Origin of the sequence: Pseudomonas sp. SD17-1, from assembly GCF_029201585.1 — a bacterium.
GTDB lineage: Bacteria > Pseudomonadota > Gammaproteobacteria > Pseudomonadales > Pseudomonadaceae > Aquipseudomonas > Aquipseudomonas palmensis.
In genome coordinates, this window is sequence record NZ_CP104044.1 from 5,293,708 (window position 1) to 5,312,095 (window position 18,388).

Here is an 18,388-nt window from a genome sequence, read left to right on the forward strand (position 1 = left end):
AGTATTTTTAAGTGAGCGAACTCATTCGCGTACCTGACATCGGCAGCGGTGAAGGTGAAATCATCGAGCTGTTCGTCAAAGTCGGCGACCGTATCGAAGCCGACCAGAGCCTGCTGACCCTGGAGTCGGACAAGGCCTCCATGGAGATCCCGGCCCCCAAGGCCGGTGTGATCAAGGCCCTGAAGGTCAAGCTGGGCGACCGCCTGAAAGAAGGCGACGAACTGCTGGAACTGGAAGTCGAGGGCGCCGCTGCGGCGCCCCAGGCACCGGCTGACGCTGCGCCTGCCGCCGAACAAAAGCCTGCTGCCGCCCCGGCTGCAGAGGCTGCCCCGGCACCGGCCGCTGCACCTGCGGCTGCCACTGTGCAGGACATCCACGTGCCGGACATCGGCTCGTCGGGCAAGGCCAAGATCATCGAGCTGCTGGTCAAGGTCGGCGACAGCGTCGAAGCCGACCAGTCGCTGATTACCCTGGAGTCCGACAAGGCCTCGATGGAAATCCCGTCGCCGGCTGCCGGCGTGGTGGAAAGCATCGGCGTCAAGCTCGAAGACGAAGTCGGCACTGGCGACTTCATCCTCAAGCTCAAGGTCCAGGGCGCCGCCGCGCCAGCAGCGCCTGCCGCTGCTGCACCGGCTGCCAAGGCTGAAGCGGCCCCGGCTGCTGCGCCTGCCGCCGCACCGGCTGCCAAGGCCGAAGCCGCACCGGCCCCGGCCGCTGCGCCAGCGCCAAGCGGTGCCAAGGTTCACGCCGGCCCTGCCGTGCGTCAGCTGGCCCGCGAGTTCGGCGTCGAGCTGAGCGCCGTGGCTGCCAGCGGCCCGCACGGCCGCGTGCTCAAGGAAGACGTGCAGGTGTACGTCAAGGCCATGATGCAGAAGGCCAAGGAAGCACCGGCTGCCGGCGCGACCGGTGGTGCGGGCATCCCGCCGATCCCGGCAGTCGACTTCAGCCGCTTCGGTGAAACCGAAGAAGTGCCGATGACCCGCCTGATGCAGGCTGGCGCCACCAACCTGCACCGCAGCTGGCTGAACGTGCCGCACGTGACCCAGTTCGACAGCGCCGACATCACCGAGCTGGAAGCCTTCCGCGTTGCGCAGAAGGCCGTGGCCGAGAAAGCCGGCGTCAAGCTGACCGTGCTGCCCTTGCTGCTCAAGGCCTGTGCGCACCTGCTCAAGGAACTGCCGGACTTCAACGCGTCGCTGGCCCCTAGCGGCAAGGCGATCATTCGCAAGAAGTACGTCAACGTCGGTTTCGCCGTGGATACGCCAGACGGCCTGCTGGTCCCCGTGATCAAGAACGTCGACCAGAAGAGCCTGCTGCAGCTGGCTGCAGAAGCGGCGGCCCTGGCTGAAAAGGCCCGCACCAAGAAGCTTTCTGCCGACGACATGCAGGGCGCCTGCTTCACCATCTCCAGCCTCGGTCACATTGGCGGCACCGGCTTCACGCCGATCGTCAACGCACCGGAAGTGGCGATCCTGGGTGTATCCAAGGCCACCATCCAGCCGGTGTGGGATGGCAAGGCGTTCCAGCCCAAGCTGATGCTGCCGCTGTCGCTGTCGTACGATCACCGCGTGATCAACGGTGCCGCTGCCGCGCGCTTCACCAAGCGCCTGGGCGAGCTGCTGACCGACATCCGCACCATGCTGCTGTAACTGCTGCCCGCCGTGCTCCCCTGCCGGGGAGCACGGACACTGTTTTCGAGCTGCCACGCTCGTACCTCAACCCCGCCATCTGGCGGGGCTTTTTTTGCCTGCGATTCATGCCGTGCCGCTCAACGCCCCACCTTGAGCGGCACCGCCAGACGCAATCCGTCGCGGCATTACTGAAGAATTTGTACCTGTCAGCCGATACAGATCAAGCCAGGCCACTCTATTGCTTGTCAGCCTCAAGCACATGATGCAACCTTGCTCAAACGCGTAGCAGCACTTCGCCCAGCCCGCGCCAACAGCCTTCTTGAAGCGAGCTTCCCATGAAAAGCCAACCTGATGCCGCCAGCCGTACGGTGGCCGAGGTAGTGACGCAGTTGCCGGTGCCTTCGCGGCTCGGCATGCTGCGTTTCGAGCGGCTGAATGAGGCCAGCTGGGCCATGCTGTTCCTCGACCCGGGCTGCGAGCGTCAGTTCGGCCAGGCGGCCGTCGACCTGTGTGCGCTGATCGGCTCGCCCTATGCCAGCCTGATGGAGCCCGAGGCACGCTACAAGCTGCACGACACCATCGAGCTGCAACTGGCGCAGCGTCCGTACTACCTGGTGCGTTATACCCTGCACACCAGCCTGGGCCCGCTCAATATGCTGGAGCTGGGCGAAGCTTACCGGCAGCACAACCGCCAGTTGCTGCGCGGCTATCTGCTGGTGCTCGATGCCCAGCCCAACGACACACCCGACCTTTCGGCGGCAGAACTCGAAACCCGCAACAACCGCCTGCAGATCGCCCTGCAGCTCAACCAGCAGGCGCAGCAGGAACAGCTCGAGCACCTGGAGCGGGTACGCGCCCAGCAGGACCTGATCCTGCGCCTGGCGCGCCAGCGCTACAGCGCCGACAACTCGCTGCAGGAAGCCGCCGAGCTGATCACCCGCAGTGCCTGCGAAATCTACAGCATCGACTGCGCCAGCATCTGGTACCTGGAAGGCCAGCAACTGGAACCGATCTCGGCGTTCTACCGCGCCACCCAGGAGTACCGCCTGCCCGAGGCGATCGATGCCGGGCGATTTCCCGACTACCTCGAGGCGCTGCACACCAGCCGCGCCATCGATGCGCACAACGCGGCGCGCGACCCACGCACCCGCGAAATCTCCGAGAGCCTGCGCCAGCGCGGTATCCACGCCATGCTCGATGCCAGCATCCGCATCGACGGCCAGGTGGTCGGCGTGCTCTGCCTGGAACACAGCGGCTCGACCCGGGCCTGGCAATCGGATGAAATCGCCTTTGCCGGTGAGCTGGCCGACCAGTTCGCCCAGGTCATCAACAACCACAACCGGCGCACCGCCACCAGCGCCCTGCACCTGTTCCAGCGCGCGGTGGAACAAAGCGCCAACGCCTTTCTGCTGGTCAACCGCGATGGCGTGGTGGAATACGTCAACCCCAGCTTCACCGAGATCACCCAGTACACACCCGAAGAGGTGCATGGCCACCGCCTGTCCGAGCTCACCGCACTGGAGAACCTCAGCGAGCTGCTGTTCGACTCGCCGTCGAGCCTGGCCATGGGCAACAGCTGGCAGGGCGAATTCAAGAGCCGGCGCAAGAACCTCGAGCCCTACTGGGGCCAACTGTCGATCTCCAAGGTGTATGGCGACAACCGCGAGTTGACCCACTACATCGGCATCTACGAAGACATCACCCAGAGCAAGCTGGCCCAGCAGCGCATCGAACGCCTGGCCTACACCGACAACCTCACCAGCCTGGGCAACCGCCCGGCGTTCATCCGCAGCCTCGACGAGCGCTTCGAGCGCGACAGCGACAGCCCCATCTGCCTGCTGCTGGTGGACATCGACAACTTCAAGCGCATCAACGACAGCCTCGGCCACCAGACCGGCGACAAGCTGCTGATCAGCCTGGCCCGGCGCCTGCGCAACAGCCTGAGCCCCGGTGGCAGCCTGGCGCGTTTTGCCAGCAACGAGTTCGCCGTGCTGCTGGAGGACAGCAGCCTGGATGCCGGCCAGCAGGTGGCCCAGCAGTTGCTCAACACCCTCGACAAGCCGATGTTCGTCGACAACCAGCTGATCAGCGTGACCGGCTCGGTGGGCCTGGCGTGTGCGCCGCTGCACGGGCGCGACCCGCAGACCCTGATGAAGAACGCCGGCCTGGCCCTGCACAAGGCCAAGGCCAACGGCAAGCACCAGGTGCAGGTGTTCACCGAGGCGCTCAACGCCGAGGCCAGCTACAAGCTGTTCGTGGAAAACAACCTGCGCCGCGCCCTGACCCAGAACGAACTGGACGTGTTCTACCAGCCCAAGCTGTGCCTGCGCAGCGGTCGCCTGCTCGGCCTGGAGGCCCTGCTACGCTGGAACCACCCGGAGCGGGGCATGATCCGCCCCGACCAGTTCATCAGCGTGGCCGAGGAAACCGGGCTGATCATCCCCATCGGCAAGTGGATCGCGCGCCAGGCCTGCCGCATGAGCCAGCTGCTGAGCACCGAGGGCATGGGCAACCTGCAGGTGGCGATCAACCTGTCGCCCAAGCAGTTCTCCGACCCGGAGCTGGTCAGCTCGATCGCCAACATCCTCAAGGAAGAAGCCCTGCCGCCACACCTGCTGGAACTGGAACTGACCGAGGGCCTGCTGCTCGAAGCCACCGAGGATACCCACCGCCAGCTCGACGAGCTCAAGCAACTGGGCCTGACCCTGGCCATGGACGACTTCGGCACCGGCTACTCCTCGCTCAGCTACCTGAAGAAATTCCCGATCGACATCATCAAGATCGACCGCAGCTTCATCCACGAGATCCCGGACAACCAAGACGATATGGAAATCACCTCGGCAGTGGTGGCCATGGCTCACAACCTCAAGCTCAAGGTGGTGGCCGAAGGCATCGAGACCGCCGAACAGCTGGCGTTCCTGCGCCGCCACCGCTGCGACGTCGGCCAGGGCTACCTGTTCGACCGGCCGATCCCCGGCAGCGAGCTGATCGAAAAACTCAAGCGCTATCCGCGTGGCCCAATCGCCTGACAGCGGCGAAACACTCGGGCACACTACGGGTCTACCCCCTACACATCCTGCCTTGAAGAGGAACCGCCCATGGTCCTGCGCTCGGAGATTCTGGTGAACAAAAACGTACTGCCTGCCGCCGAACAGGCGCTGCCGGGTCGCGAGACCCCGATGACGCTGCCCGAGAAGCATTTCGTGTTCGAAGACACCCCGCTGCTGGGCCCGTTCTTCGAAGACGTCGATTTCGCGATCTTTGGCCTGGGCTGCTTCTGGGGTGCCGAGCGACGCTTCTGGCAGCGTGAAGGTGTGGTCAGCACCGTGGTCGGCTACGCCGGCGGTTTCACCCCCAACCCCACCTACGAAGAAGTCTGCTCGGGCCTGACCGGCCACACCGAAGTGGTGCTGGTGGTGTTCGACAAGGCCAAGGTCAGCTACCAGGACCTGCTGACCATGTTCTGGGAGCTGCACAACCCCACCCAGGGCATGCGCCAGGGCAACGACGTCGGCACCCAGTACCGTTCGGCCATCTACTGCACCAGCCCCGAACAGCTGGAACTGGCCGAGGCCAGCAGGCAGGCCTACCAGGCCGAGCTGAACAAGGCCGGTTTCGGCCAGATCACCACCGAGATCGCCCAGGCACCGACCGTGTACTTCGCCGAGGCCTATCACCAGCAGTACCTGGCCAAGAACCCGAATGGCTACTGCGGCATCGGCGGCACTGGCGTGTGCCTGCCACCCAGCCTGCAAGGCAACTGAGGCCACGCCATGAGCACACCGAGCATGACCCTGTTCCATGCCGCCGCCTCGCCGTTCGTGCGCAAGGTTCGCGTGCTGCTGCACGAAACCGGGCAGGCCGAGCGGGTAGCCCTGCATCCCGTCGACCTGAGCCCGATCAAGACCGATGCCGAGCTGAACCTGGGCAACCCGGCGGGCAAGATCCCGGCGTTGCGCCTGGAGGACGGCACGGTGCTGCATGACAGCCGCGTGATCGTCGAGTTTCTCGACCATCAGCATGTGGGCAACCCGCTGATCCCGCGCGAGGGCCCGGCGCGCTGGCGGCGCCTGACCCTGGCGTCGCTGGCCGATGCGATCATGGACGCGGCGGTGGTGGCGCGCTACGAGACCTTCCTGCGCCCTGAGGACAAGCGCTGGACGCCGTGGGTCGACGCCCAGCAGGACAAGATCCGGCGCGCGCTGGCGCACCTGGAAGACGAGCACCTGGCCGAACTGGCCTCGGTGTTCGACGTAGCGGCAATCGGGGTGGCCTGCGCGCTGGGCTACATCGACCTGCGCCTGCCGGACCTTGGCTGGCGCGAGCGCCAGCCGAACCTGGCAGCCTGGTATGCCGAGGTGAGTCAGCGCGAATCGATGCTAAAGACCGCCCCTTCTGTGGCCTGATCGGGCCTCATCACGGGTCAAGCTCACCCCCACAGATCTGCTGCTGCCCTTGAGGCTTGTACCGGACCTGTGGGAGCGGGCTTGACCCGCGATGAAGTCGACGCTGATCTCGGCAGCCCAGATCAACCTGATTTCCCCCACCATCACAGCCCCCAGCGTGCGTTCCTCTCTCAATCCGCTCATTTCAAGATCCCCTGCCCAACCTGATACCAGTCCAGGCGGCGTGTCAGCACCATGAACACCCCAAGCAGGCCGAACAGCAGCAACGAGCCCATCAGCAGCGCGTAGTCCTCGGCGCCCAGCAGCCCGTAGAGCATCGCGTACAGCACCAGCAAGCCCGCCGCAAACCCCAGCCCGCGCGCCAGGCTGCGCAGCACGTGGCACAGGTAGAAGCCGATCAGCAGCACGCAGCCGCCCGCCGACAGCGCATACGCCAACCCGAACCCCAGGTGCTCCGACAACGACAGCAACAGCAGGTAGAAGAACGCCAGGGCCACACCCACCAGCGCGTACTGGATCGGGTGCACGCTGAGGTTCTTGAGAATCTCGAACAGGAAGAACCCGGCAAAGGTCAGCGCAATGAACAGCAGCGCATACTTGATCGCCCGCTCGCTCTTGAGGTACTGGTCCACCGGGTCGACGAAGCTCACGCCGAAACTGCGCCCGTGAAAGTCGTCGCAGGCGTTGTTGACCACGCACTGGGTCAGCGCATCCTCCAGGTTGGTGGAGAAGAACGAGGTCTGCCAGCGCGCGCTGAAGCCGTGGGCGTCGATCTCGCGGCTGATGGGCAGGTAGTTGCCGATGAAGCTTGGATGCGGCCAGTTCGCCGCCATGTTCACCGTGGTGCTGCGCCCTACCGGCAGCACATGCAGGCGCCCGGTGCCCTGCAGGCTCAGGTCGAAGGCGTAGTCCAGGCGGGTCTCGGCGCGGCCGTCGAGGTCGGGCAGCGCCACGTGCACACCGCCGCCCAGCCAGCCCAGCCCCGTGCCCGCGGCGAAGGCCAGCGACTGGCCATTCACGTTCAGTTCCAGGCTCTTCTCGATACCGCGGATATCGCTGATGCCCACGGCCAGAAACGCCGGGTCGAAGCGGTAATCGTCGAAGTCTTCGGTGATGCCCCACTGCGCCGGCACCTTGAATTGCCCGCTGATGCGGTTGTCGGCGTGGAACAGGCGCGCCTGGTAGATGCCCCGCGAACGCAACTCGGTGTCGACCTTGGCGTCGACCTCCAGGGTTTCGGGCAGAAAGTACAGATGCCCGGCCACCGTGCTGGTCTGCTGCTGGGTGCTGCCATCCACGGTTTTCCAGGTGCGCTGGATCTTGCGGTACGGCACCACCAGCAGCGGCCCGCTGATCTGCTGGCTGTAGCTGGAGCTCTGGGCGATGTCCTCGACCACACTGTCGCGCTGCTGCTGGCGGTCCTGGATCAGGCCGCCGATCATCAGCAGGGGTATCAGCAGCAACACGATCAGAAAGGCGATGGCGCCCAGTTTGATGCTCAGGGTTCGGTTCATGGGCAATGGCTCCGGTTTCGATGGAGCCAGTCTGCCCGCCGTACATGGAGGGGGTTGGGCGCTTGTGTGGAGTTATGTGGAGAGTGCGTGGAGCTCAGCCCAGCCGCTCGTTGGGCAGCCACAGGCGCACCCGCACGCCGTCCTCGACGTTGGCCACCTCCAGCGAGCCGCCATGCAGCTGCATCACTTCCTCGACGAAGTTCAGCCCAAGGCCTGTGCTCTTGCGCCCCGTGCCCGGGCGCGGCAGCGAGTAGAAGCGCTCGCTGAGCCGGCCCAGGGCATAGTCCGGGATCGCCGCCCCCTGGTTGTACAGGCTCAGCGCCAGCCGTGGGCCCCGTGTCTCCAGGTCGACCACCAGCAGGCCGCCCGGCGGGGTGAAGTCCAGGGCGTTCTCCAGCAGGTTGCCGATGGCCTGGCGCAGCAGAAACGGCTCGCACAGCAGCCGCACGCTGGCCGGTACCCGCTGGCGCACCTGCAGGCCGGCGCTTTCGATGCGCGCGCTCTGGGCCAGCAGCACCTCGTCCACCAGCGCCGCCAGCGGCACCTGCTGCTGGTCTTCCAGGCCCTGGCGCTGCTCGACCTGGGCCAGGTCCAGCAGCCGCTCGATCAACTGCTGCATGCGCGCGCTCTCGCTTTCGATATTGCTGGCAAAGCGTTGACGCTGCTCGTCGCTCATCGGCCCCTGCAGCAGCTCGCTGGCCCCGCGAATCGCCGCCAGCGGGCTTTTCAGCTCGTGGGTCAGGGTATGCACGTAGCGCTCCACATACGCCCTGCCCTCCAGCTGCGTGCGCATGCGCTCCACCGCACCGGCCAGTTGCGCCAGCTCGCCGCCGCGGTAATGCGGCAAGGCCACGCGTTCACCCTCGCTGACCGCCTGTGCATAGCGCGTCAGCCGACGTAGCGAGCGCGCCAGCCACCACGACAGCCCGGCGCCCACCAGCAGGCCCAGCACGATCAGGCCAAGGCCCAGGTTGAACAGGCGCCGCTCGGAGCGATCGATATACGGCTGCAACGACTTGTTCGGCTTGGCCACGGTGACCACGCCGATGATCTTGCCGGCATCGATGATCGGCGCCGCCACGTGCATCACCGACGACTCCGGGTCGTCCGGATCGCTGCGGGTGGAGCGGGCGCCATACTCGCCGCGCAGGGTCAGGTACACGTCGTTCCAGCGCGAATAGTCCTGGCCCAGGGCTTCGCCGCTGGAGTCGAGCAACACCTTGCCGTTGGCGTCGGTGACGTAGATGCGGTGGTTGACCTCGTTCTTGGCCAGGCCCCAGATATCGGCCCTGGGCTGGCGCTTGCCGTAAGCCTTGAGCAGCTCGGGCAGCCGGCCCTGGCCGAGGGTGCCGGCCTTGACCTCGTCGCGCAGAATCTCGGCCAGCAGGTTGGCGGTGTCCACCAGGGTTTCCTCGGTGGACTGGCGCACACCCGGGCGCACCTGTTCGCGCACGGTGTTGAGGATGAAGTAGCCGGTCAGCCCGACGAACAGGAAGTACACCAGGAAGATGCGGATGCCCAGGCGCATCAGCTGTGCCCGGGGCTGTAGCTGTAGCCCAGGCCGCGGTGGGTCTGGATAGGTTCGGCGTCGGCCTGCACGGTGCGCAGCTTGGCGCGCAGGCTCTTGATGTGGCTGTCGACGTTGCGCTCGTAGCCGGCCTCGGCCGGCACGCCGGTGGCATCCAGCAGTTGTTCGCGGCTGAACACCCGTTCGGGTTGTTCGAGCAGGCATTGCAGCAGGCGAAATTCGTGCCGGGTGAGGTTGAGCGATTGACCGCGATAGCTGATCTGCAGGCGCTGGGAGTCGATGCTGAAGGGCGTTTCGGGGGCCTCGGGTTCGCTGCGCGGGGTCATGCGCTTGAGGATGGCGCGTACCCGCGCCGCCACTTCACGCGGGCTGAAGGGTTTGACCACATAGTCGTCGGCACCGATCTCCAGGCCCACCACGCGGTCGATCTCCCCATCGCGGGCGCTGAGGAACATCACCGGCACCTCGCTGAAGCGGCGCAGCTGGCGGCAGGTTTCGAAGCCGTTGATATCCGGCAGGCCGATATCGAGAATGATCAGGTCAGCCGGGCGCTGACGCTGCTGTTCCAGCGCGGCGCTGCCCAGGGTCACCCATTCGGTGCTGTGACCGTCGCCTTGCAGGGCAAAGATCAGGGTGTCGGCGATGGCCGCTTCGTCTTCGACAATCAGTATGTGGGGCATGAGCGGTGCAGGCCTGGCAGGTTTGGGTGCACTTGTAGGGGATTATCCCTCGACTGACAAGGCCCTGTCGCGGCTCAAGCCCGCTCCCACGGGAGAACGACGGCCCTTGTGGGAGCGGGCTTGAGCCGCGATGGATTCAACTCAGCATTCAGGCTTGCCCGCCGTAAACCGGCGCGCCGGGTTCACCGCCGCGCCGAACTCGCGCAGCGCCTTGGCCCCGATCAGCAGCGGGTAGTTGAAGCTGCTGCGGTCGGTCAGGTTGACCTCCACCGTGCGCTTGACGTCGCCCAGGCACAACTCCAGCTCCACCACCGGACGCTTGGCCGGGTCGGGTGCTTCGCCGTCCTCGTCTTCATCGGCGCGGCTCTTGATCTTGCTGATGCGCGCCACCTTGTGTTCATACACCTTGCCGTCGGCATCCTTGGTCGCCAGGCGGAACCGCACCCAGTCCTCACCATCACGCTTGAAGCGCTCGATGTCCTTGGCCGACAGCGACGCGGTCAGCGCGCCGGTGTCCATCTTGGCCTTGAACGTCTGGTCGAGGTCCGCCACGCCAATGTATTCATAACGGCCATACAGGGTCGGCTCGGCGGCCATCACCGGCAAGGCCAGCAGGGAAAGCAGTGCAAGTACGGATTTCACCGGGTCAGCTTCCTTGAGAAAAGTCTGTGTTTAGACTGCCGCAGCAGCATAGGTTCGTCGCCTTAGGGTATTCAACACAATGTGAAACATTTGTCCGCGCCGTGGGCTGCCCAGAATTTGGCCTGAACCGAATCCCTGCTTATCATGGCCGACCGCCTAACCGAAAATCAGAGTTTTCTTATGCGCCGCCTGCTTACCGGCAGTCTTGTGACCCTGCTGCTCTTGCTCAACACCCTGGTGCTGATCGGCCCGTTGCTGGTCTTCGCCCTGCTCAAGCTGGTACTGCCCGGCCGCTACCGCGACTACGCCTCGTGGGCGGTGATGTGGATCGCCGAGACCTGGGCCGAGATCGACAAGCTGATCTTCGCCCTGTGCATCCCCACCCGCTGGGACGTGCGCGGCGCCGCCGACCTGCGCCTGGACACCTCCTACCTGATGGTCAGCAACCACCAGAGCTGGGTGGATATTCCCGCGCTGATCCAGGTGTTCAACCGGCGCATTCCGTTCTTCAAGTTCTTCCTGAAAAAGGAACTGATCTGGGTGCCGTTCCTGGGCCTGGCCTGGTGGGCGCTGGACTACCCGTTCATGAAGCGCTACAGCAAGGCCTTCCTCGAACGCCACCCGCACCTCAAGGGCCAGGACCTGGAGATCACCAAGGCCGCCTGCGAGCTGTTCAAGCGCCAGCCGGTGACCGTGGTCAACTACCTCGAAGGTACCCGCTTCACCCCGGCCAAGCGCGATGCCCAGGGCTCGCCGTTCCGTCACCTGCTAAAGCCCAAGGCCGGCGGCGTGGCGTTCGTGCTCGCCGCGCTGGGCGAACAGCTCGACGCCCTGCTCGACGTGACCCTGGTGTACCCCGGCGACACCGCGCCGGGGTTCTGGGACCTGGTCAGCGGTGCAGTGCCGCGGGTGATCGTGGACATCCAGGTGCGCGCACTGGACCCGGCCCTGTGGCGCGGCGACTACGAGAACGACCCGCAATTCCGGCGCAGCGTACAGGACTGGGTCAACCAGCTGTGGCACGACAAGGACGCGCGCATCGAGCAACTGCGCCAGGAGCTGCGCCGCTAGCCGATGATCGCGTGGGGCACGAAGCGGCTGCTGTCCTTGGTGATCAGCGAGTTGTCCTCGCGAATGCCGATGCCTGCCGGCTGATCGCCAACCACCCAGCTGCCGATCACCGTGTGGCTGCCGGCAAACCGTGGCAAGGCATGAAACTGCTGGATCACGTGGGGGCCACTGCCATACGGCCCCTCCTCCTTCACCCGCTGCCCGTCAGGGGTATGAATCTCCACATTCGCCCCCTCCCGCGAGAAGAACGGCTTGCGCACCCACCCCGGCGCCAGCGGCCGTTCGGGCGTGGCGTCGATGAATGCGGGCAGCAGGTTCGGGTGCCCTTCGTGCTGCTCCCACAGCAGCGCCAGCATGCCCTTGTTCGACAGCAGCGCCTTCCAGGGCGGCTCGACGAACAGCGTGCCGCTGCCGGCAATCGCCGGGCCGTAGCGGTCGTGGAACATGTCTTCCCACGGGTAGAGCTTGAACAGGCTGGGGATCGGCGCCCCACTGCGGTCGATGAAACGCCCGGCCGGGTTCAGGCCGATGTCTTCCACATCGATCAGGCGTGTATCGAGCCCGGCAGCGGTGGCAATGTCGCACAGGTACTGCACCGTGCCACGATCCTCCAGCGAGTCCCTGACCGAGGCAAAGTAGAACGGCGTGGCAAAGGTGTTGGCGCCGAACACCTGGCCGAGTTTCTCTTCAAGGCTGTTGAACTGGTCGGCATCGGCCGGCAGTACGCCGCGCTGCATCTGCTGCTCAAGCCACAGGTACTGGAAGAAGCCGGCCTCGTACAGCGAGGTGGGTGTGTCGTAGTTGGCTTCCAGCAGCTTGGCCGGGCCATGGCCGTCGTAGCTCAGGTCCATGCGCCCGTAGAAATGCGGGTGCCCGTCGCGCCATGAGCGGCGGATCAGGTCGCGGTAGTCACGCGGGATGGCCAGGCGGTCGAGCAGCTCTTCGCTGTCCACTGCCCGCGCCACCAGGTCCATGCACAGCTCGTGCAACTGGCGGGTGGGTTCTTCGAGGTCGTCCTCGATCTGGCGCAGGGTGAACTGGTAGCACGCCGACTCGTCCCAGTACGGCTCGTCGCCGAAGGTGTGGAACCTGAAGCCGTAGTGTTCGGCGGTGGCTTTCCAGTCCGCGCGCGGGGTGCAGGCAATACGTTTCATCGCCCGCCCTCAGGAACCGAAACCGAAGCCGCCACGGCCTGGTACATGGGCCGCGAAGCCGGGGTGGCTGCCCACCGTCCAGGGCCGTGCCGAGGCCATGAAGCGCGCCGGCAGCACCGACGCATGGGCATCGGCACCAGCCCCGCCGTTGAAACGGCTGGATGGCGCGTGGTCCTCGACCAGCCCGGCATACTGGTTGCCGCTGTTGACCTGGTCGGTCAGCGAGCTGGCCCTGAACCCTTCGCGACCTTCACGCTCGTGGTAGATCGCCTCCGACAGGTAGCGCGGCTCGACATTGACGTAGTCGTAGCGGCCACCGCCGCCGCCATACGCGGCCGACGAGGTGGTGCTGGAGGTCTGGTTCAGCCCGTCGTCATACACCTGGCGCTCGGTGGTCAGAGCGAAGCCTTGCATGCGCGGCATGTGAAAGCTCGCGCCCTGACCTGGCTCGCACTGCTCGAAGCTGGCCAGGCAGTCTTCCAGGCGGGTGAAGCGTGGGGCGTTGGCATCGTGGTGCTGGCGGGCGACGTTCCAGGCGTTGTCGCACACCGAACGGCTTACCCCGGCCAGGGCGCAGCTGTCGACGTCCTGGTAACGCTTGACCTCGCTGACCACGCGGGTGGCGCTGCGATCACTGTCACAGGCGGCCAGCGCCAGCGGCAGGCTGCCCAGGGCAATCAGCCGAATGCTCGTGCTGCGTTTCATGGCTGTGCTCCGCTGTCAGGCCGCTGGGGTCATGCACGCGGCATTGAGCATGCCGATGCCGATGGCCACGGCGGCCAGCAAGATGGCGGCCGCGTTTTCCTGACGGCGGATACGCTCGTCCATGCCCTTGACCACCACGCTGACCACCACGAACGCGAGCAACTGCACGGCGCCGGCGATCACCGACCACAGCAGGAAGTCGAGCAGCGAGATCGAATGGGAGATGGCCCCGGACACGGGGATGGCGAAACCCAGCAGCGCACCGCCCAGGGCGATGGCGGCAGCGCTGTTGCCTTCGCGGATCAGGGCAAATTCGTTGTAGGGGGTCAGGCGGGTATAGATGAACGCATAGAGCGCGAACAGCACGGCGGCGCCGGCCATGTAGAACAGAAAACCCAGCACGGCATCGGCCGGCAGGGACATCTTCAGGGCATCCATGAACATCGGGGTCGCACTTCCTTGCTTGAACGGGGCGGGACATATACCACACCGCCCCGCCTCGGCAAACCGCCGGCTTACACCGAAGGCACGGCGGCCGGGGTGCCCCAGATGCCGCCCAGGCTCTGCAGCAGCGAACCGGCCACGCCCTGCTGGCCCAGGTACTGCAGGATCAGCGGGGCGAACTGGGCGATCATGCCGGTGTTCATGCCCAGGGCGCCGAAGGCGTTGTTCAGGTCGTCGGTGTCCTTGACGTTGCCCAGTGCGTTGCTCAGGGCCGAGGAATTGCCGCTCTTGCCGAGCAACTCGCCCAGGCCGCTGAGGCCGCCCAGGGCATTGTCGCCGGATAGCAGGTCAAGGCCGGGCACGGCCTTGCTCAGTTGCGAGTAGTCGCTGCTGCTGAGCTGATGCCTGGCCAGGCCCAGCAGCGCGCCGGTGCCGCCAATGGCCTGTTCGGGGGTGATATCGAGTTGGTCGCCCAGGGTATTGAGCAGGTTGGCCGAGGGGGCCGGGGCTTGAACGGCAGCGTCCTGCTGTTTGTTGCCTTGCATGGCAGACACGGCGTTGGCGGCATCGTTGAGATTGAAGGCCAGGGCCGAGGTGGTGGCGAGTGCCAGCAGGGAGAGCAGTGCGAAACGTTTCATGGGGCGGACCTCGTAGGAAAGCGAGGTTTCGACCCGTATCTGCGGCGAATGTTCCGCCGTCATCGCCTGTAGGAGCCGGCCTTGCCGGCGAAAGCAGCACCGCGATATCCAGAGGTACGCGGTGGCCGCTTTCGCCAGCAAGGCTGGCTCCTGCAACAGAATGGCAACCCGCCCTACGGCAAGGCGTACGCAATCACGTAATCACCCCGATCCGGCGACTGACGCGCACCGCCAGCACTGATCAGGATGTATTGCTTGCCGGTCTTGGGCGACACGTAGGTCATCGGCCCCGACTGGCTGCCCACCGGCAGACGCGCCTTCCAGATCTCGTTGCCGTTGCCCGAGTCGAACGCACGCAGGTAGAAGTCCTGGGTGCCGGCAAAGAACAGCAGGCCCGACTGGGTCGACAGCGAAGCGCCCAGGGTCGGCATGCCGATCGGGATCGGCAGGTGCATGCGGATGCCCAGCGGCCCGGTGTCCTGCACGGTACCGACCGGCACCTGCCACATCAGTTTCCTGGTCTTCAGGTCGATGGCCGACATGGTGCCGAACGGCGGCTTCTGGCACGGAATACCGGCCGCGGACAGGAAGCGCTGGCGCATTGCGCCATACGGCGTACCGTCCTGCGGCACCACACCCATCTCGATGCCGCTGGCACCTTTGGGAATGTCTGCACGCGGGATCATGTAGTTGGCCAGGCCCAGACGCATGTCGTTGACGAACATGTAGTTGCTGGTCGGGTCGACCGACACGCTACCCCAGTTCATGCCACCCAGCGACCCGGGGAACTGCAACGCCGGGTCCAGCCCTGGCGGGGTGTACACACCCTCGTGGCGCATGCCCTTGAACGAGATGCGGCACAGCAGTTGGTCGAACGGGGTCGCGCCCCACATGTCCGACTCTTTCAGGGTCTGGTTGCCGATCGACGGCATCTCTACCGAGAACGGCTGGGTCGGCGAATAACGCTCGCCCGGCACGTTGCCCTGGGGCACCGGCTTCTCTTCGACCTTGGCAATCGGCACGCCGGTTTCACGGTTGATCACGAAGATCTCGCCCTGCTTGGTCACCTGGGCCAGCGCCGGTTGCACGCCACCCTTGTCATCCGGGATGTCGTACAGCAGCGGCTGGGCCGGCAGGTCGAAGTCCCACAGGTCGTGGTGGGTGGTCTGGAAGTGCCAGCGCACCTGGCCGTTCTTCACGTCCAGCGCCACGATCGAGGAGCTGTACTTGTCGTCCAGTTCGGTACGGGTGCCGGCGAAGAAGTCCGGGGTGGCGTTGCCGGTCGGCAGGTACACCAGGCCCAGCTTGGCGTCATAGGACATCGCCGACCACACGTTGGGCGTGCCACGGGTGTAGGTCTGGCCTTCGGGCGGACGCTTGGTGATGTTCGGGTTGCCCGGGTCCCAGGCCCAGGCCAGCTCGCCGGTACGCACGTCATAGGCACGCACCACGCCCGGCGGTTCGCCGGTGGAGAAGTTGTCGGCCACGCGGCCACCGACGATCACCACATCGCCGGCCACCAGCGGGGTGGAGGTCTGCTGGTAATAGCCCGGCTTGATCTCGCCCATGTCGACGCTCAGGTCGACCACGCCGTTATCGCCAAAGTCGGCACATGCTTCGCCGTTTTCGGCGTTGATCGCGATCAGGCGGGCATCGCCGGTGGGCAGGAACAGGCGCTTGGCGCAGGCCTGCGGGCCGGCATCGGCGGCCAGCGGGGTTTCGGAGTAGCCCAGGCCACGGCAACGCTGCCAGTTCGGCGCGCTGCCCTTGGGGTCGAACATCCAGCGCTGCTTGCCGGTGTCCACGTCCAGGGCGAAGACCTTGCCGTAGGCGGTGCAGGAATACAGGGTGTCGCCGATCTGCAGCGGCGTGTTCTGGTCTTCGGCACCGGCGCCGGTGCTTTGCGGCACGTCACCGGTATGGAAGGTCCAGGCCACCTGCAGCTTGTCGACGTTGCCCTTGTTGATCTGGTCCAGCGCGGCAAAGCGGTTGCCGGCGGTGGTGTTGCCCCAGTGCGCCCAGTCCTTCTGCTCGGTGCCCGGCTTGACCGGCTGCACCGCAGGCTCGCTGCTGGCGGTGACCACGTGGGTGGGCACGAACATGTAGCCCAGGGTGGCGACCACGCCAACGGCCAGCACACCGGCCACCGCGAACGCGCCACGCCCGGCCGCACGACCGTCGGCGCGTTGCAGGCTCGGGAACACCAGCGCGATGACCAGGCCGATCACGGCAAAGGTCAGTACCCGCGAGACCAGCGGCCAGAAGTCCAGGCCGGCATCCCACACCGCCCAGATCGCGGTGAGTACCAGGGCCACCGCGTACAGCCAGGCGCCCGACGGCTTGCGCCGCGCGATCAGCACACCGCTGACCAGCATCGCCAGGCCCATCAGAAGGAAGTACCAGCTACCACCGAGGCTGCTCAGGTACGCACCGCCCCCTGCCAGCACCAGGCCGATCAGGGCGATCAGGATGCCCAGACCTCCCAGCAGCCACTTTGCGGTGCCCGGAGCACCTGCCTGTTCGTTCATGTGATTACCGTCCTAAACGTAGTGAAAAACCACCGTCAACAGTTGGCCGACCCAATCCCGAGCATAGTCGGCGCATTTAGGTAGCTTGCTTGTTAACCAGTTAGTACGTTTAAGGGTAACAAAAAATTGCGGGCTACTGCGACAATTTGTCTGTCAGCCCGGCTTCAGGGGCCTGAAACCGGGTAGACATTGGTCTTACGCTGCGCTGAACAGCGTGTGCGGGTCGATCACGAATTTCTTCGGCACGCCGGCATCGAACTCGCCGTAGCCCTCGGGCGCCTGATCCAGGCTGATGACCTGCACGCCGACCACCTCGGCGATGTTGATGCGGTCCCACATGATGGCCTGCATCAGGGCGCGGTTGTACTTCATCACCGGGGTCTGCCCGGTGTGGAAGCTGTGGGACTTGGCCCAGCCCAGGCCGAAACGGATGCTCAGGCTGCCCATCTTGGCTGCGGCGTCCACCGCGCCCGGGTCTTCGGTCACGTACAGGCCGGGGATGCCGATCTTGCCGGCGACCCGCACCACCCCCATCAGCGAGTTGAGCACCGTGGCCGGCGCCTCGTGCTGGGCCCCGGCATGCCCGTGGCCACGGGCCTCGAAGCCCACCGCATCGACCGCACAGTCCACCTCCGGCTCTCCCAGCAGGTTGGCGATCTGTTCGTGCAGCGGGGTGTCCTGGGACAGGTCGGCGACCTCGAAGCCCTGGGCCTTGGCATGGGCCAGACGTACCGGGTTCACATCACCGATGATCACCACCGCCGCGCCCAGCAGCCGCGCCGAGGCGGCAGCGGCCAGGCCGACCGGGCCGGCACCGGCCACGTACACCGTGCTGCCGGGGCCGACACCTGCGGTGACCGCACCGTGGTAGCCGGTGGGCAGGATGTCGGAGAGGCAGGTCAGGTCGCGGATCTTCTCCATGGCCTTGTCGCGGTCGGGCAGCTTGAGCAGGTTGAAGTCGGCGTAGGGCACCAGCACATACTCGGCCTGCCCGCCGGTCCAGTCGCCCATGTCGACATAGCCGTAGGCGCCGCCGGCGCGGGCCGGGTTGACGCTCAGGCACACGCCGGTGTGTTGTTCCTTGCACGAGCGGCAGCGCCCGCAGGCCACGTTGAACGGCACCGAGACCAGGTCGCCCAGTTGCAGGTTCTCGACGTCACGGCCTTTCTCGATGACCTCGCCGGTGATTTCGTGCCCCAGCACCAGGCCGGTCTGGGCGGTGGTACGACCGCGCACCATGTGCTGGTCGGAGCCGCAGATATTGGTGGAGACCACCCGCAGGATCACGCCGTGTTCGATCTTGCGCCCACGTGGGTCCTGCATTTTGGGATAGGGGATTGTTTGCACCTCGACCTTGCCTGCGCCCAGGTACACCACACCACGATTGCCAGACATGCTTTCACCTCGCTCGATTGTTGTTATGTCGCGCTGAATGTTCTGTCCGTCT

Annotated in this window: 15 protein-coding genes; 5 read left to right on the forward strand and 10 right to left on the reverse strand. The window is 65.7% G+C overall.

Translation table 11 applies throughout. The features are described 5' to 3' along the window. Positions 1-11: 11 nt before the first annotated feature. From aceF to N0B28_RS24270, 4 genes are all read left to right on the forward strand, one after another. Positions 12-1,649, forward strand: a complete 1,638-nt coding sequence (gene aceF, locus N0B28_RS24255; RefSeq protein ID WP_275729303.1) for a dihydrolipoyllysine-residue acetyltransferase — start codon at positions 12-14, stop codon at positions 1,647-1,649. 317 nt (positions 1,650-1,966) lie between these two features. Further along, the gene (locus N0B28_RS24260; protein WP_043863653.1) at positions 1,967-4,660 is read left to right on the forward strand and encodes a GGDEF and EAL domain-containing protein; all 2,694 of its coding nucleotides are present in this window, start codon (positions 1,967-1,969) and stop codon (positions 4,658-4,660) included. Between the two features lie 69 nt (positions 4,661-4,729). Continuing rightward, complete coding sequence (gene msrA / locus N0B28_RS24265) at positions 4,730-5,395, forward strand: peptide-methionine (S)-S-oxide reductase MsrA (protein ID WP_043863652.1); 666 nt, start codon at positions 4,730-4,732, stop codon at positions 5,393-5,395. Between the two features lie 9 nt (positions 5,396-5,404). After that, a complete protein-coding gene (locus N0B28_RS24270) occupies positions 5,405-6,037 on the forward strand; it encodes a glutathione S-transferase (protein WP_054915994.1) in 633 nt (210 codons plus the stop codon). Positions 6,038-6,216: 179 nt separating this feature from the next. Here the strand turns inward: N0B28_RS24270 and creD are convergent, their stop codons facing one another. The 4 genes from creD to N0B28_RS24290 all read right to left on the reverse strand — a co-directional run bounded on the left by creD (position 6,217) and on the right by N0B28_RS24290 (position 10,401). After that, complete coding sequence (gene creD, locus N0B28_RS24275) at positions 6,217-7,551, reverse strand: cell envelope integrity protein CreD (RefSeq protein WP_054915995.1); 1,335 nt, start codon at positions 7,549-7,551, stop codon at positions 6,217-6,219. 94 nt (positions 7,552-7,645) lie between these two features. Further along, a complete protein-coding gene (gene creC / locus N0B28_RS24280; protein ID WP_043863649.1) occupies positions 7,646-9,079 on the reverse strand; it encodes a two-component system sensor histidine kinase CreC in 1,434 nt (477 codons plus the stop codon). Further along, entirely contained in the window at positions 9,079-9,759 is a 681-nt protein-coding gene (gene creB / locus N0B28_RS24285) for a two-component system response regulator CreB (protein ID WP_123753443.1), read from the reverse strand. Before creB ends, creC begins: the two co-directional genes overlap by 1 nt. 141 nt (positions 9,760-9,900) lie before the next feature. Further along, positions 9,901-10,401 (reverse strand): ATP-dependent zinc protease, encoded by a 501-nt coding sequence (locus N0B28_RS24290; protein ID WP_043863647.1) that lies wholly within the window; start codon positions 10,399-10,401, stop codon positions 9,901-9,903. 180 nt (positions 10,402-10,581) lie between these two features. On the opposite strand from N0B28_RS24290, the gene N0B28_RS24295 reads away from it, so the two are divergent. Continuing rightward, positions 10,582-11,472: an acyltransferase gene (locus N0B28_RS24295; RefSeq protein ID WP_043863646.1), complete on the forward strand. Its 891-nt coding sequence runs from the start codon at positions 10,582-10,584 to the stop codon at positions 11,470-11,472. On the opposite strand, the gene N0B28_RS24300 is transcribed toward N0B28_RS24295, so the two are convergent. From N0B28_RS24300 to fdhA, 6 genes are all read right to left on the reverse strand, one after another. After that, positions 11,469-12,626 (reverse strand): glutathionylspermidine synthase family protein, encoded by a 1,158-nt coding sequence (locus tag N0B28_RS24300; RefSeq protein ID WP_043863645.1) that lies wholly within the window; start codon positions 12,624-12,626, stop codon positions 11,469-11,471. The two genes, N0B28_RS24295 and N0B28_RS24300, sit on opposite strands and share 4 nt — an antisense overlap. Before the next feature lie 9 nt (positions 12,627-12,635). Further along, positions 12,636-13,331, reverse strand: coding sequence for a DUF1190 domain-containing protein (locus N0B28_RS24305; protein ID WP_275729313.1), 696 nt, complete (start codon positions 13,329-13,331; stop codon positions 12,636-12,638). A 15-nt stretch (positions 13,332-13,346) separates the two neighbouring features. Further along, entirely contained in the window at positions 13,347-13,775 is a 429-nt protein-coding gene (locus tag N0B28_RS24310) for a DUF350 domain-containing protein (RefSeq protein WP_043863643.1), read from the reverse strand. A gap of 71 nt (positions 13,776-13,846) precedes the next feature. After that, positions 13,847-14,413: a DUF2780 domain-containing protein gene (locus tag N0B28_RS24315; RefSeq protein WP_043863642.1), complete on the reverse strand. Its 567-nt coding sequence runs from the start codon at positions 14,411-14,413 to the stop codon at positions 13,847-13,849. 173 nt (positions 14,414-14,586) lie between these two features. Continuing rightward, entirely contained in the window at positions 14,587-16,941 is a 2,355-nt protein-coding gene (locus tag N0B28_RS24320) for a glucose/quinate/shikimate family membrane-bound PQQ-dependent dehydrogenase (protein WP_058541809.1), read from the reverse strand. Positions 16,942-17,136: 195 nt separating this feature from the next. Continuing rightward, a complete protein-coding gene (gene fdhA / locus N0B28_RS24325; RefSeq protein ID WP_043863640.1) occupies positions 17,137-18,336 on the reverse strand; it encodes a formaldehyde dehydrogenase, glutathione-independent in 1,200 nt (399 codons plus the stop codon). Positions 18,337-18,388: the final 52 nt, after the last annotated feature.

Coding starts and splice junctions, on each gene's coding strand:
- N0B28_RS24260 (WP_043863653.1), top strand. CDS start 1,967: ATGAAAAGCCAACCTGATGCCGCCAGCCGTACGGTGGCCGAGGTAGTG.
- msrA (WP_043863652.1), top strand. CDS start 4,730: ATGGTCCTGCGCTCGGAGATTCTGGTGAACAAAAACGTACTGCCTGCC.
- N0B28_RS24270 (WP_054915994.1), top strand. CDS start 5,405: ATGAGCACACCGAGCATGACCCTGTTCCATGCCGCCGCCTCGCCGTTC.
- creD (WP_054915995.1), bottom strand. CDS start 7,551: ATGAACCGAACCCTGAGCATCAAACTGGGCGCCATCGCCTTTCTGATC.
- creC (WP_043863649.1), bottom strand. CDS start 9,079: ATGCGCCTGGGCATCCGCATCTTCCTGGTGTACTTCCTGTTCGTCGGG.
- creB (WP_123753443.1), bottom strand. CDS start 9,759: ATGCCCCACATACTGATTGTCGAAGACGAAGCGGCCATCGCCGACACC.
- N0B28_RS24295 (WP_043863646.1), top strand. CDS start 10,582: ATGCGCCGCCTGCTTACCGGCAGTCTTGTGACCCTGCTGCTCTTGCTC.
- N0B28_RS24300 (WP_043863645.1), bottom strand. CDS start 12,626: ATGAAACGTATTGCCTGCACCCCGCGCGCGGACTGGAAAGCCACCGCC.
- N0B28_RS24305 (WP_275729313.1), bottom strand. CDS start 13,331: ATGAAACGCAGCACGAGCATTCGGCTGATTGCCCTGGGCAGCCTGCCG.
- N0B28_RS24310 (WP_043863643.1), bottom strand. CDS start 13,775: ATGTTCATGGATGCCCTGAAGATGTCCCTGCCGGCCGATGCCGTGCTG.
- N0B28_RS24315 (WP_043863642.1), bottom strand. CDS start 14,413: ATGAAACGTTTCGCACTGCTCTCCCTGCTGGCACTCGCCACCACCTCG.
- N0B28_RS24320 (WP_058541809.1), bottom strand. CDS start 16,941: ATGAACGAACAGGCAGGTGCTCCGGGCACCGCAAAGTGGCTGCTGGGA.
- fdhA (WP_043863640.1), bottom strand. CDS start 18,336: ATGTCTGGCAATCGTGGTGTGGTGTACCTGGGCGCAGGCAAGGTCGAG.